The organism is Vibrio rotiferianus CAIM 577 = LMG 21460, from assembly GCF_002741985.1.
Classification (GTDB): Bacteria; Pseudomonadota; Gammaproteobacteria; order Enterobacterales; family Vibrionaceae; genus Vibrio; species Vibrio rotiferianus.
Map to the genome: position 1 here is coordinate 28957 of NZ_APHW01000098.1, position 14029 is coordinate 42985.

Genomic DNA, 14029 nt, shown 5'->3' on the forward strand with positions numbered 1-14029 from the left:
TTCTCCATATACTCTCCTCCATCGAAACGAAACACGAATTAATCATCACAGTTTTTGGAGCAGAATTATGAAAATGAATCACGTAGGCATCATGGTTGGCGATATGGACAAAGCAGTAGAGTTCTACACTAAAGCGCTTGGTCTTCGCATCGTAATGAACAACACAAAAGTTATCGAAGAGCGCGAATCGGCAATCGGTCGTATGTGTATCGCCGTATTCGGTGAAGGCTTCAAAGGCTTCAACATCGCTCACCTAGTGACATCTGACGGCATCGGTGTTGAGCTGTTTGAAATGAAAGAGCGTCAAGAGCGTCACGAAGTAGACTTCTCTCGTCTAGGCATCTTCCACTTCTGTCTACAAGTAGCAAAAGAGCAGTTCCCACAAACAATCAAACGTATTGAAGAGTTTGGTGGTAAAGCTCGCATGGACATCATGCGCTACCACCCAGAAGACGACAGCAAACAAGCTCAAATGATCTACATGGAAGACCCTTTTGGTAACTTGTTCGAGCTTTACTCACACACTTACGAAGAGACTTACGCGTCTGATTACGAATAATTAAACGTCTAAGAATGAAAAAGGGTTGGCCTAGTGCCAACCCTTTTTTGTTGGCACATGTTAGTGAATCTGCTTCTCCTAACCTTCTCTCCTCTCCTCATACCTTGTAAGAAAATGTATTGAACTGTCCAATACCACTCGCTATCAAACAAAATAAAACAATGTTCAATTACATTAGTGGTTCAATGTAAAAAAACGAGACTAATGATGAAAACAATACCTCTCACCATTTTAGCTTCAACCATATTACTTTCCGGCTGTAACAGCTCAGACAATACGAAGCCAACAACTCCCCCTATTACTGGACCATCCTCTTCTGTTGTTCATGGCATCAAGGTTGAGCCTGTTCCAAGTCAATTTTCTGCTTACTCAAAAGCGGGTTACAACCGATATGTTTCGGTCAAGGCGCCGAACGGAAAATCAACCCATATATTGATCATGAATCGATTATCAAATTATCAGATAGTCAAAGCCGTCAATGTCTTGAATCACTACCTAACACCCGTCGAAGGCAGCAAATACGGAACAGTCGAACAAAAACACAAGATCGCAAACGCGATGGCAAACAATGGTGCCATTCTTAAACTGATGAACTATCACGACGAACCAAAATACAACGATGACTTAGATGGACAACCATTGTTTGAAGAGGAAATCCAGGTCGAGGGAGGAGCTTGGTACGTGAACCAAGATTATGCGAACCACCGCGATGCTTCTTATGAAGAGATTCTTCACTTGGTACACGATTACGGCATCGGAGTACTCAATGCTCCCGAGGGTGGTGTTACTGCTTTACCCGAGTTCCAGAGAGAGTTAAACGCAATTCAAAAGCAGTCGTTGCACAACGCCTATAATCCATCCGCTGAGACATTAGAAGAATGGCAACAAGAAGTCAGTGTGGATCAAGAATATTTCGCAGCGGTGATTGATAGCTATTACGGACTTTGGGGAGCATACGATGGCGCTGGTATGTGGGGGATGTACAACGTTAAACACCGTCAAGACTTTGTGACTGATGATCCGAACGCTCAATACATCACGGAGCAAATCTTCTCGCCAGTGTTAACTTACGATGCTTATATCTCAGATTCGTTTGAAGGGACGTTTAAGATGATCCTCGATGCTACAACACCCTATACCTATCATTCACAATATCTGACGAAATTGACGCTGTCAGGTTCGAAAAGCAGCAATATTGAAATCAACCATCACGATAACACCATTACTGGCAACTCTGGGTCAAACACCGTCATAGTACATGGCCCAAAAACTGAGTACACAATAGAAAAATTAGGACATAACAGAACTCAACTTGTCGATCGCATCGATAACCGCGATGGCTCTAATATCCTATCAAATATAGAGAAAATTCAGTTTACTGATCAGACAATTACTCTTTAACTCTGTTCTCGCTCAAAAACTTACGCATCCAGTTGGAACAATTGAATGCTTAAGCATCAGAAAGGGTTGGCCTAGTACCAACCTTTTTTTGTTAATTTTATGAGCCCCCTTCCTAGCGTCCATGGGTTCCAGCTTCGAGGATCAAAACACATAAGAACTATTTGAGCGCGTTAAAAAGAGATTCCTGATGTCGCCTAGGCTCCTCGGAATGACGATTTTAAGGTACTCAACTGCAGTCTTGTCAATCGCGAGTATTCTTAGTCCAAAAGTGGCACCCCCTCCTAATTAACTTCAGAGACTACAAAACTCACTCAGGTAAAGGGGAGAGATTTTCCGAGCATGTTAAAGCGAGATTCCTGATGTCGCTTAGGCTCCTCGGAATGACGAGAAAAATGGGGAGTGATTGACCCAACCACTCCATAAACAAGCCCTCCCCCTTAAAAGCGAAACTTCAATGCCAAGCAAACCATGTCAATACAAGGGGGAGCTGGAGGGGGTTGTGAACACGAAACAACAAACTCGCTCTCTAAGGCTAAACCCATCTTCAAACGGCACATGCAAAAAAGGCTTGGTCCTGAACCAAGCCTTTCACTTACGCGATTACTTTTTAATGCGGCAAGTACTTTGAGATATCTCGTTGACGATCAAAATGGCTTCGTCACCTTTGGCGTGAAGAACCAACATATGATCATCGGATAGGTACCTCGCGCCAGAAGCAGAGCGAACCTGTTTTAGCTCTATAACGCTTCTATTGTTGGTTTTGATCAGCGCTGCATCTTGAGTAAAGCTAGCAGCGAACTGTTGACCATCATCGCATTGATATTGGAATTCAGGCGCAGACGATGAACAACCCGCTAACACTAACAAGCCACTTAAAATCAGAGCCGCTTTGCTAGGCTTCAAGATCACTCTTCGGGAGCCCATACGCGAATATCGACATCCAAATCAGCTGGAGCGTAAACCACGACTGGTAGCTTGCTGTTGTAACGGTACAAATCACGAGTCGGCATTTGCACGAACGTTTCTACCTTCTCCATATCTTCAGGACAAGCCATTAGCGTTGAAATAGCACCACCCGATGAAGAATCTACTTGGTAATAGGTGTAGCCCCAACCTTCCAATGTATGTTCAGTTACAGAGCCGCCTAAAGATACACGGTTACAGTCTGTTTCCATCATTTTACCAACCACCAGCTCTACGCGCTTATCTGCTTCGTTGATTGCTGGGTCTACATAGAAAACATGCTTTGTCATGTTCTCCATTTCTGGAAACATCTCTGCTGATGGGCGAGATACATCATTTGCTGAATTCATTGCAGAACATCCGCTCAGTGCCATTGCACCGGCAGCTAACCAAACTGCTTTCATCGTTTTTCCCTTATTCATATGGACGTGCATATTGTAACTGGTAACGCCAGATTAGGGTAAATACACGATGCAAATTGATCGCAACTCTCACAATTACGACGCCTCAACGCCATCAAACAATTTTAGTAAGTCTCTGTTCTGTGCCTTGCAGCCATTTGCCGACAAGGTTATGGTTTGAAACCTGATTTGGTCACAATTCAAGGAAGAGAAAATGACCACCTATCTTGCGGGCTTTACGCTGGGCATTTCCTTAATTCTGGCTATTGGAGCGCAAAATGCCTTTGTTTTAAAGCAAGGCATCAAACAGCATCATGTATTCTTAGTGTGCTTCTTATGCGCCTTGTCTGACGCCATTTTAATTTCTCTTGGTGTCGCGGGTTTCGGTTACTTGGTAATTCAGTTTCCTTTGATCGAGACAATTGCGCGTTACGCTGGCGCAGCGTTCTTAACCTGGTACGGCATCAGTAGCTTACGCTCTGCATTCACACAAAGACATGTAATGAACCCTGAAGGTGATGCCTCAAAAAGTGCATGGCAGACAGCACTGATTTGCTTGGCATTCACATGGTTAAACCCGCATGTTTACCTTGATACAGTGGTATTGCTGGGCTCTATTTCCACTCAATACGAACCGCATAAATGGCAGTTTGCGATAGGTGCTGTTTGTGCCTCTTTCGTGTTCTTTTTCAGCCTAGGCTATGGTGCCAAACTGCTTATCCCCATCTTCAAACATGCGCGCTCTTGGCAGATTTTGGAATTCATCATTGGCTTTGTCATGCTTGCTCTGGCGATCAGCTTATTGATTTAGTGCGTATACTTTTGTCATCAAGGACAAAAGGACAACGTCATGGCAAATCCGAGAAATCCAATTGAAGTAAAAGCGCTCGACCACGTGGTACTTAGAACAGACAATCTCGACGCGATGCTGCACTTTTATCGAGATATATTAGGATGCCCAATAGAGCGTGAGTTACCAGACTTGGGGTTAACTCAGCTTCGTGCAGGGATGGCGATCATTGATTTGGTAACGGTCGATAGTGAACTTGGGAAACTAGGCGGAAAGTCTCCCAGCCAAAATGGTCGTAACCTTGACCACTTTTGCCTTCAGATTGCACCTTCCGAAGAAAAAGAGCTACTGTCTTACTTACACCAAAACAATGTGCATGTTGCAGAGTTTACTGAAAGATATGGTGCTCAAGGCTTTGGGCGATCTGTCTATTTGGAAGATCCAGAAGGCAATGTGGTCGAGCTAAAACCACAGAAATAATGCTCCAAAAAGCCATCAATTTTTTACTAGAAACATCCCTCGATGAATCCTAATCGCTGCGCGTTACGTATGTGTATGTCCAACAGCAAAACAGGATTAGCGAATGACCTTTAGCGATGACATGCTATCAAGAATTATTGAGATGGCATGGGAAGATAGAACCCCGTTTGAAGCCATCGAGCATCAATTTGGTTTGGACGAGAAAGGGGTAATCAACTTAATGCGCCGCCACTTACAACCGAACAGTTTTAAGCTTTGGCGACATAGAGTCACCGGCAGGAAGACCAAGCACTTAAAACTGCGCTCACCAGGTGTAAACAGAGGCTATTGCCCAACGCAGTACAAACAACGTTGAGTCTCTCTTAAATTTCAAATGCGATGTGCTTAAACCATAAAATACGGCGCACTATCACGCATAAACTCAGCCATCGAAGCTAGATAGTCCCAAGTTTCTCGATAAGTGTGGTTCATGCATTGAGTGAAGGCTTGGCACAGTGAAGGATCTTCTTCCAGCCACTGACTAACATGTTGAGCCGTGTAGGAGACCTGCTTCATCTCATCATCCAGTATCTTCTGGATCGTTGGGCGCATCTCTTTCAGGTAAGGCACATCGGATTGATCGATAAAACTCAGTTGAGAAACCAATAAACACCAAGAACGAAGTTCGACAGAGTGAGCTCGGAAAAGGTGGATTTTAATATCATCATGAAAGTGGCTCACATTACTAAAATCACTCGATTTGGCTTCCTGATAGACTTCGGTTTGATAGCCCGTCAACGGAATTAAGCTGGCATACATCGCGGAGTGATTTCTGTCGTTTTGGTAGTGGAGCATGATCTGTTGCTTCATTTCTCCTTGCGCATAACGATTGGCAATCATCTTGAGGCGTTCAGCCCCTTCTTCCTCGTTGATCGCGTTGTGCAACAGATAATACGCCATGGTTTGCTTGCTCTGAAAAATCTCTTGCGTGAGCTCATTCATCGCTTTTGGCGTAAGGGAAGTATCCGAATAAAGATAGCTTGCAATAGAGGCTTTGTACTCATTAGATGGCACAAAGTTATTATCTTCTAGCAAGTTATAAAGGCTGGTCTGTAAACAGTTCATGTCACCTTCCTGGATGGTGTTGCATCGCAACACGTCATGCTGACAACGTAGAAAGTGAGGTATTTATCAATACGCTCTTAAGGGTGAGGAAGATTCAAGGGACAGAATAGAGCGTTGGAAAGACGTTGGATCAGTACCATTGAATAACGGCGAGATTGGAAGTAACTCTAATACTTTTGCATGAATGTAAACGACCTCACTAATACTTGCAGCATATGCATTGTTGCAAGATGGTTAAATGATCATTTTATAAATGTTATTTATTGAAAATAGACAGAATGAAATGCGGGGAGATAAGCCATTAGGTTTTAAAGAGAAGTGGTGTTGTAGCGCAGTTTTTATCGCATACAACTTTTAGAAAAACAGATAAAAATAGTGCTTTAACTCTATAAAAACCGGGCAGTTTTCACTGTCCGGTTTGATCTTATTGAGCCTAATTGAAGAGAATTAAGCAGTTGCAGATGCTAGGGGGGGGTCATCTGCAACGCTCAAATCTTCACGCTGTGAGTAACAAGCGAGTCTTACTTGCCAACAAAGCCGTTGTACAACATGTATAAGTGCGCCGCACTCCAAGAGAAGTTGTTTGCACCCTGTACAGCACCCGTTTCAGGGTTGTAGTTTTCCTGAATCGGCGTTGTTTCCGTTAGACCTTGTGCGTTTTGGAACAGCTTATCAACCATTTGACGCGCTTCTACACCGTAACCGTAGTTGTCCATACCACGTACGCCAAAGTAGAACTGATCCAGCCACACACGACCACGCCAGTAAATATCCGGACCATATGCTGGGTTATCCATTGATGCAGTGCCTAGCGGGATCTTAGGTGAGTTAAACTTGCTGGTATCGAGCATGTTCTTCACAACCTTGTCTGCGTGCTCTTGCGTCGCTGCATTGTTGAATAATGGCGACCAACCTTCAGGGCCCATACCACGCTTCACTAGCATTGGACCAGCACACTGGTTGCTTAGACCACCCGGTACCACTTCAATGTCGTAGTAGAACCCTGTCGCGTCATCGAACATACAGCGATTGATGTACTCTTTAGTGTCATCCGCTTTCGCTTTAAACTCAGTAGCTTTGTCTGCTTTACCCAGAACCTCTGCAATTTGCGATAGGTACAGGTTATCAGAGTACCAGTAAGACGCTTGGTCAACTGATTCTTGCATCAGCGAGTAACCAGATAGATTGTTTGACTCATCCGTGTTCTCATTGAATTTCACTTCCCAGTCTTTCTTCGCCTGAGCCAGTTTATCCATGTTCACAGCCGAATCATCACGGTAAGTCACAACAGAACCATCTGTACCCATTACCATATCGTAGGTGTTGTCGAAACCGTTGGTATTGTGTGCGTAGCGACCCATTTGGTCGATCACTTCAGCTTCTTCTTGCGTTGGCAACGCAGATTTACCTTGTAGGTCATCGATGGTATCGATAAAACCGAATACGCCTGCATTGTCACGACCCGATTCCCAACCTGCCGCTACTTTTGCAGGGATGCTCATTGCGGTGTAATCGCCGGATGTTAGTAGCTCGTTGTACTTCTCGATACCTGTTTCGCTAATCCAGTCAGAACCACTCGCTTCATCTTTGTAATAGAACTTCATATCATCGATCGAAGCATCTGGTCCCCAAGAGCCGTCGTTCAGATCCTCTTCAAATACAGTATGAATTGGGTCTTTCGCTGCACCGTATTCAGGGATGCCGTTTTTGTTTGTATCACGAGCGCGTAGCCACCAATCGTGGAATGCCACCAACTTCGGATACATCTCTTCTAGCCATTTTTTAGCTTCTTCGGGACGGTTATGCTCATCTTTTAGCGCGGTATACACTTCCCAAACAGCCCATGCAGCAAGTGATGGTTTAGTATTACGCTCATTCCAGTTCAGGCCATCGGTAGCTTGAGGGAATACTTTTTTGTATTCCGCCGACATACCCTCCCAGCGCTCTGCTGGTAAATTGTATGTCACTACGTCAAGTAGGTAACCTTCATCCCAAGGACGAACAGGATCATCAGACTGTACTTGATATTGGAACACAGTACGGATGTTTTCCATCGCCACATCAGGGTTGAAATGTGACATTGCATAAGCTTGCTTCCACGTATCCCACGGCCAAGTCATGTTACCTGAGAAGTAAGGGGCGGTTACCGATGGTGTCACCGTGTCATGGTCAATTGCACCCGCTGCGCTACGCCAGTTTGCATTAAGTGTTTCCATTGCTTTTACTGCAACGAACTCATGCTCTTTAGAAGCAGCATCGTTGGTCAAACCATTTTCTAAGTACTCTTCCCAACGCATTGCCGAATCATGCATGTAGCCTTTTGGATCGGCCATCACGTCGTCTAATTTCGCAAACTCAGACGCTTGCTCTTGGGTGTTTTGAACGTGCGTGTAAGCCGTATATAGCGTGATTTCTTCGCCATTACCTAGCTCAGCCGTTTGGACGAAGCCTTTCTTATCATCATCAATGGTAGATGTTTCTGGCTTAATAGAGCGTGTCACTTCAAACTTAGAGTCGCCCGAAGTCAGTAGAGACCAAGAGTCACGAACCGCGCCAAAAGACACTTCTACGCCATTTTCTGTCGCGGCAATTTCACGTGAGTAAGTAGGGTATGCATCTTCAACACTTCGTACTGTGCTGTCGCTGTTTTTGTATAGTTCACCATCGTCAGCGCGGTAATCCGCCATCAACTCACCGTCCCACTCACCTTGAATAGCCAGCTTGTTCGGGTTCTTGATCGTCGTTTTCACAAGAGATGTACGGTCTGTCACAAAGCGCATTTCCAGTTCTGCTTCGATGCCATCATCACCCGTATACTTTTGAATCAGCGCGCCAGGTTGTGAATACGCTTCTGTCAGCTTAAGCGGCATAGCTTCGCCATCCACCGTAAGCGCCAAACGGTCGAAACGTGCAGCCATGAATGACACGTACTCTTCAGTTAACAACGCCGTACCACCTAGAGTAATTTCACCACCCTTGGTGTCTAGCGTGTGTCCATGCCAAGAACCGTTATCGAACATTGGAATGTAGCGAAGGTGACCACCATGCAAATCACGCAGTGCCACTGGCACACCAGCACGATCAATGGTGTTATGGAATTCAGCCGCTTTCAATGGTGCATCCACGTTAGAATCATTATCACTACTGTTGCATCCACTAAGTGTTAGAGCAACCCCGACAGCAATCGCACACAAAGAAGTCTTAAAGTGCATGTTATATCCCTCATTTATTGGCTTTTGGTCCTGATCAGGCGAAAAAAGGTCGAGACGTGCCCTGCCGAGTTTCGATGATGAAGATTCAGCCTTATTTATTTCACTTTTGGATTTGAGAAGAGATCGGTTAATTTGTCTCTTCTTCGTTTGGCCTATTTAAATAACAGGTCATTAATTTTGGGTAATAGTGGGTCTTTGATGCATTCATTATCAAACACACCCACTTCATATAAATTCTTTATTTTGTGATTAAATATTCACTATTTTTCATTCGCCATCGATATGGCTTTTAATAACTCACCGTCAATGTTTGGAATGGTATCTGAGAGAAAAATTTGCTTACCTGGCGTATAGGTCATCAACACGTTTCGGAGTCGCTTGCTGCCTTCCCCACTCTTGTTCTGTACATCAAACTCAATCAGCTTGTTGTATACCTCGTTAGCCAGTTTCTCTTCTTGTTCCTCAGTAATGGCTATGCGTCCCATGCAGATTGGTGGTCGTACGTCATGGCTAAACACTTCGTCTCGAAAACGCTTAGCAAACAAAGTATCGAGCTTGGAACCCTCTTCAAAAATAAAACGACCTTGGTCTTTAAAACGGTATTGATCATCACCTTTTAACTCAATGTAACCCATCATTTCCAAGGCTCTTAAATACAAGGTAAGAGATGTATGAGTAAGTTGGTATTTACTCAAAATATCTTGTAGTGACCACTCTTTACGACGCAACAAATATAAGAAATCAAACAAATATGGATACTGATTAAATATCTCGCTATTAATTTCAGTAATGAATTGTTCATTCTCTTGTTGAAGCTGTTTCGCTCGCATAGATAATTCAACCAAATCCGTATCTAAATGAGTAGCAAACGAGAGTATTTTATCCAATCCAAGAGACGTGTTATGAAGTTGTCTTTTGATAGTTGATAGCGGAATCCCCATTCCAGCAGAGAGATCGGAATAGCAAATCCCTTTCTCTTTTATTTTTTCTCGTAAAGCAGCAAGTAAATACGTTGCAGAATTATTCATCTAACAATGCCTGTTTAATTTTTCAGCATCCCTGATGATATATTCAAGAGAGTCCTACTCTTGTGATGCCGGTTCCAAATAATTCCAGCAATTTCTATCTATTAAATGTGTTTCAATGATGAGACTTTTTACCAAGCATTAACCGATGGATTTTTACCCATATAGATTAAGCTTCAACCAGTTATTGCAAGCCTTATCAGTATGCGATGAGTATAATTGTTTTGATGCGTAAAATTAAGTTCGCTAGGTTTTTTAGTAAAAGTTTTCTATTGAAAGGCTACTTTATTAGGTGGCAAGTATCAAAAAATTGTACTTAGAAATTTAGTCACGCGAGAGATCACAGAAAAATAACGACTTACTGGAATTATAATAAATAAATGACCAGTAAAATTCTTGTTATAAGGAGCAAGAGAGTTGGTTAAAGAGAGGGGAATATTATTGAAGCGTCATCATATTATACCTTTATTTTTCTATCTTGCTCACATATTTTTCTACGGCTAATTTTTCACTTCATATGCAACATTAAGTTCTCTTTCAACGCATCGACTCCTACTTGTAAAGGGGAAACGGTGATCTTAAAGATAGGCTGGTATGTTTTGGTTTACTTGGGAAGTCCTCCAATTAGGCGTAAAATAGAGAGTAGGTTTCATAGATGAGTTCTTACCCTTTATCGGTCTGATAAAAGAGAACGAAAGGAGAAAGTTATGGTGACATGTAGTCAATATGATTTTATTGAAATCGCCTGTATGTTTAAGTTGCCAGTTGAGATTACCTTGAAGAATGGTGAGACACACCAAGGTAGCGCATTTGATACCGGTTACGATATGGAGCGACAAGAATGCTTATTTTTGGATGTTGCAGGTGAGCGGACTTCGTTCCCAACCGAGCAGTTGATCGCAATGAGAGCACTCACCGACAACCCACATTTCAGCGAAGTAACTTTCAGTTAATTGCCTATTCTCATACGCAGACGTCAAATAGAAAAAAGCGCCTTCAACCAGAAGCGTTAAAGGCGCTTTTGTTTAGCTTCAGTTTCAACGCTACCTTGAGCGGATAAACACCAGCATCGGCATCATGATTACGAACATCACCCCCACCAACTGGAAAGTATGCACAAACGCGACCATTTGCGATTGCTGATGGAGCATACTTTGGTACTGCTCCAAGGCGGCAGGATCGGTGATCGATAATCCTTGTTTCGCAGCCCAGTCATGCAACACTGAGTTGTAAGGATTAAAGCCTTCTCCCAAAGCGTGCCATTGCTGCTGACCATCACGATACTGGTATGTGGTAGCGATGGAAATACCAAATGAGCTACCAATAGTTCGGAACAAGTTAAAGATACTCGCCCCAGCCACCGACTGCTCTTTTGGCAACGTCATGTAAGCCAGCGTCGACAAAGTCGAGAAGGTTAAACCTAAGCCCATACCTTGAATCATACTTGGCATCACGATCCAGAAAGTGTCTATTTCTGTCGAGTACAAGGTCATCAAGTAGCTGCCAATACCGATACAAGTTAAGCCAAATACAATCTTCAACCTTGGGTCAAATTGTGGGTTAATCACAATCACCAATATCAACATACAAGCGGACGCTAACCCCCTTGGAGCCATCAACATACCCGTGGTCGACACTGGATAGTTCAACAAGCTTTCGAGCAACATCGGCTGCTGGGTGGTCAAACCGAACATCGCCATCGAGACAACAGCAATCATCAAAGATGACACCATGAGGTTTCTGTCTTTAAGTAACCACAGCGGTGCAATGGGGCTCTTTGTCTTCCAACTGCGGTATACCCACATGATCAAACCCATTATCGCTAGCAGTGCTGCGGTTTGAATAATGCGCGAGTTAAACCAATCTTCATCGTTCCCTTTATCAAGCACAAACTGCAACGCACCGACGCCGAGGGCCATATAACCAATGATCCACCAGTCGAAGTTCGGTTTGGATTTGTTGCTGATGTGGATGTAACGATAAATCAGCGCAGTACACACCAAGCCAAATGGCAAGTTGACGTAGAAGATCCAACGCCAGTTGATGTTGTCAGTAATCACACCGCCCACTACTGGGCCTAAGATAGGACCAAGCAAGATACCGATGGAGAAGATCGCCATCGCCTTGCCTTTTTGCTCAGAAGGGTAAATTTGAACCAGTGTTGATTGCGCCAATGGGATGACTGAAGCACCAAACGCACCTTGGATAATACGGAACACCACCATCTCTTCGAGTGAACCCGCTTGACCACAGAAAGCACTGGCAATCACAAAACCGATTACCGCCACCAGCATGACTTTACGCTCACCAAATCGCGATACCCAGAAACTGGTCATCGGAATGAAGATCGCCTCAGCCATGCTGTAGCCAGTTAGCACCCAAGTGATTTGGTCTGCCGTTGCGCCCAATGCGCCCATCATGTGTGAAAGCGACACGTTAGCAACGGTCATGTCTATCAGCACCATGATGGCCGAAAGCATCACGGCGACGGTGGCTATTCCCCGTTTGTCGGCCGTAATCTCGTTACTCATTGTGCGTTACTTTTCAGATCAACAGTCACTTCAGAACTTGCACCCACACGTAATTGTGGCGCACCTTCAGGCACTTCAAGCGTCAAACGCACAGGGAAGCGTTGTTTGATTTTCACCCAGTTACCGGTTGCGTTTTCTGGTGGCATCAAAGAGAAAGAGGTACCACTTGCTGGAGACAGTTCTTCCACTTTTGCATCCCACACTACGTCTGGATACATGTCGATCACGACTTCAGCGTGCATACCTGCTTTGATGTGAGTTAAGTCAGTCTCTTTGAAATTCGCGCGCACCCAGTAGCTGTCTTTGATGATCACAGGGAACAGTGTTTGGCCGATACTTACTACCGAACCCGTGTGAGTGTTAATTTCACCGGCAATGCCGTCGACTGGAGAAGTAATGTCGGTGTAGCTCAAGTTCAATTCCGCTTGCGCGAGTTGCGCTGCTGCTTGTTGAACAACCGCCGCCTCTGCGCCTTCTTCACCACGATTTGCGATTGCTTTTTCAACTGTTGCTCGTGCTTGCTCTAGACCAGCTTGTGCATTAGCGAGTTTGTTCTTCGCAGTATCAAGGTCTTGGTCAGACGCCAACTTACGTTTCACGAGAGAATCGGTACGTTTGTATTCCACTTGTGCTTCGGTCAAATTAGAACGCGCCGCATCCAAACCAGCCACCGCTTCAGTCACTTGTTTGTCGGCCACATCGTGCTGTTGAACCGCCAATTGATAAGCCGCTTTCGCTTGTTTGACCGCGAGCAGATAAGGGCGAGAATCAATCTTTAATAGCAGGTCGCCTTTGTTCACCACTTGGAAGTCTTTGGCTTCTACTGAGATAACTTGGCCTTGAACCTGTGGAGCGACCGATAGGATTTTTGCTCTTACATACGCATCTTCCGTACTCGGGTGACCGTCGGAATATTGCCAAGACCAGTACATCGCACCAAAAGCGATAGCACAAACGAGAAGGAAAAGGATTTTGGTCAGTTTGGATTTCGAAGAGGATTTCTTCGCGATATCGTCGCTCATTTATATTGTCCAAGTGTTCAATTTTGTGATCAGTGTAGGATTTTTCTATCTTCGGACAATAAGATGATCTGCAAGGTTAAGATCCGATTTTGAGCGTTGATAAATTGTTCAGAAGGTGCGCAAAGATATTCACACTCTTTAATAGCCAAGCAACCTCGAAATGCTTGGCTATCAACGTACATAAAGTATAGGGAACGCTAATCATTCCATGACATGGCAATAAAAACGACGAATATTCCAGACAAAAATGTATGGTCCGCCCCGTTATTGCAACTACAATTTAGTAATAACGGAGTTGGTTTGCGCTAATGTATTCGGAGTCCACGTTGGGAACATTAACTTCCCCGCTCCACGATGATATCCGCGCCAGATTATCCTTAAAAGCCCCAAAGCAACTAGGTGCTATTTTTTGTATCAGGTTACTAATCTGGCCGATCGACCGTTTTTGTCATCACGTTCATTGGCGTTGCAAACTTGGTTATGGCTATACAGCCTTAAAAGCTTGGCGGTGGAACAACACCGCCCAAGCTATTCTTGCTAG

Annotated in this window: 14 protein-coding genes; 7 read left to right on the plus strand and 7 right to left on the minus strand. The window is 44.2% G+C overall.

The window, feature by feature from the left end:
- The first annotated feature begins 67 nt into the window (after positions 1 to 67).
- Both B853_RS16885 and B853_RS16890 read left to right on the plus strand, forming a co-directional pair.
- Positions 68 to 559 carry a VOC family protein gene (locus B853_RS16885; RefSeq protein WP_005428296.1) on the plus strand — a complete coding sequence of 164 codons (492 nt, stop codon included), beginning with the start codon at positions 68 to 70 and terminating at the stop codon, positions 557 to 559.
- Between the two features lie 207 nt (positions 560 to 766).
- A complete protein-coding gene (locus B853_RS16890; RefSeq protein ID WP_038883568.1) occupies positions 767 to 1960 on the plus strand; it encodes a hypothetical protein in 1194 nt (397 codons plus the stop codon).
- A 600-nt stretch (positions 1961 to 2560) separates the two neighbouring features.
- Here the strand turns inward: B853_RS16890 and B853_RS16895 are convergent.
- Together B853_RS16895 and B853_RS16900 are read right to left on the minus strand one after the other, a co-directional pair.
- Positions 2561 to 2869 carry an MliC family protein gene (locus B853_RS16895; RefSeq protein WP_227741888.1) on the minus strand — a complete coding sequence of 103 codons (309 nt, stop codon included), beginning with the start codon at positions 2867 to 2869 and terminating at the stop codon, positions 2561 to 2563.
- Positions 2866 to 3327, minus strand: coding sequence for an ecotin family protein (locus tag B853_RS16900; protein ID WP_038883563.1), 462 nt, complete (start codon positions 3325 to 3327; stop codon positions 2866 to 2868). The genes B853_RS16895 and B853_RS16900 overlap by 4 nt, the downstream gene beginning before the upstream one ends.
- A 211-nt stretch (positions 3328 to 3538) precedes the next feature.
- Between B853_RS16900 and B853_RS16905 the strand changes: the two genes are divergently transcribed.
- From B853_RS16905 to B853_RS16915, 3 genes are all read left to right on the plus strand, one after another.
- Positions 3539 to 4135, plus strand: coding sequence for a LysE/ArgO family amino acid transporter (locus tag B853_RS16905; RefSeq protein ID WP_038883561.1), 597 nt, complete (start codon positions 3539 to 3541; stop codon positions 4133 to 4135).
- Between the two features lie 39 nt (positions 4136 to 4174).
- Positions 4175 to 4594 carry a VOC family protein gene (locus B853_RS16910; RefSeq protein WP_038883558.1) on the plus strand — a complete coding sequence of 140 codons (420 nt, stop codon included), beginning with the start codon at positions 4175 to 4177 and terminating at the stop codon, positions 4592 to 4594.
- Positions 4595 to 4697: 103 nt separating this feature from the next.
- Positions 4698 to 4949 carry a TIGR03643 family protein gene (locus B853_RS16915; RefSeq protein WP_010453415.1) on the plus strand — a complete coding sequence of 84 codons (252 nt, stop codon included), beginning with the start codon at positions 4698 to 4700 and terminating at the stop codon, positions 4947 to 4949.
- Between the two features lie 29 nt (positions 4950 to 4978).
- Here B853_RS16915 and B853_RS16920 read toward each other — a convergent pair whose 3' ends face one another.
- The 3 genes from B853_RS16920 to B853_RS16930 all read right to left on the minus strand — a co-directional run bounded on the left by B853_RS16920 (position 4979) and on the right by B853_RS16930 (position 9938).
- Entirely contained in the window at positions 4979 to 5698 is a 720-nt protein-coding gene (locus B853_RS16920; RefSeq protein ID WP_038883555.1) for a hypothetical protein, read from the minus strand.
- A gap of 521 nt (positions 5699 to 6219) precedes the next feature.
- Positions 6220 to 8910, minus strand: coding sequence for an alpha-glucosidase (gene ygjK / locus B853_RS16925; protein WP_038883551.1), 2691 nt, complete (start codon positions 8908 to 8910; stop codon positions 6220 to 6222).
- Between the two features lie 260 nt (positions 8911 to 9170).
- Positions 9171 to 9938, minus strand: a complete 768-nt coding sequence (locus tag B853_RS16930; protein ID WP_038883549.1) for a helix-turn-helix domain-containing protein — start codon at positions 9936 to 9938, stop codon at positions 9171 to 9173.
- A gap of 704 nt (positions 9939 to 10642) precedes the next feature.
- Between B853_RS16930 and B853_RS16935 the strand changes: the two genes are divergently transcribed.
- On the plus strand, positions 10643 to 10888 hold the full coding sequence (locus B853_RS16935) for a Rho-binding antiterminator (protein ID WP_010453422.1): 246 nt from the start codon (positions 10643 to 10645) through the stop codon (positions 10886 to 10888).
- Between the two features lie 90 nt (positions 10889 to 10978).
- On the opposite strand, the gene B853_RS16940 is transcribed toward B853_RS16935, so the two are convergent.
- Both B853_RS16940 and B853_RS16945 read right to left on the minus strand, forming a co-directional pair.
- On the minus strand, positions 10979 to 12466 hold the full coding sequence (locus B853_RS16940) for an MDR family MFS transporter (RefSeq protein WP_038883547.1): 1488 nt from the start codon (positions 12464 to 12466) through the stop codon (positions 10979 to 10981).
- Positions 12463 to 13488, minus strand: a complete 1026-nt coding sequence (locus B853_RS16945) for an HlyD family secretion protein (protein WP_038883545.1) — start codon at positions 13486 to 13488, stop codon at positions 12463 to 12465. The genes B853_RS16940 and B853_RS16945 overlap by 4 nt, the downstream gene beginning before the upstream one ends.
- Positions 13489 to 13814: 326 nt before the next feature.
- Here B853_RS16945 and B853_RS26270 point away from each other — a divergent pair.
- Positions 13815 to 14029, plus strand: a 215-nt coding sequence (locus tag B853_RS26270) for a hypothetical protein (protein WP_211285385.1), incomplete at its 3' end; no start/stop codon positions are given.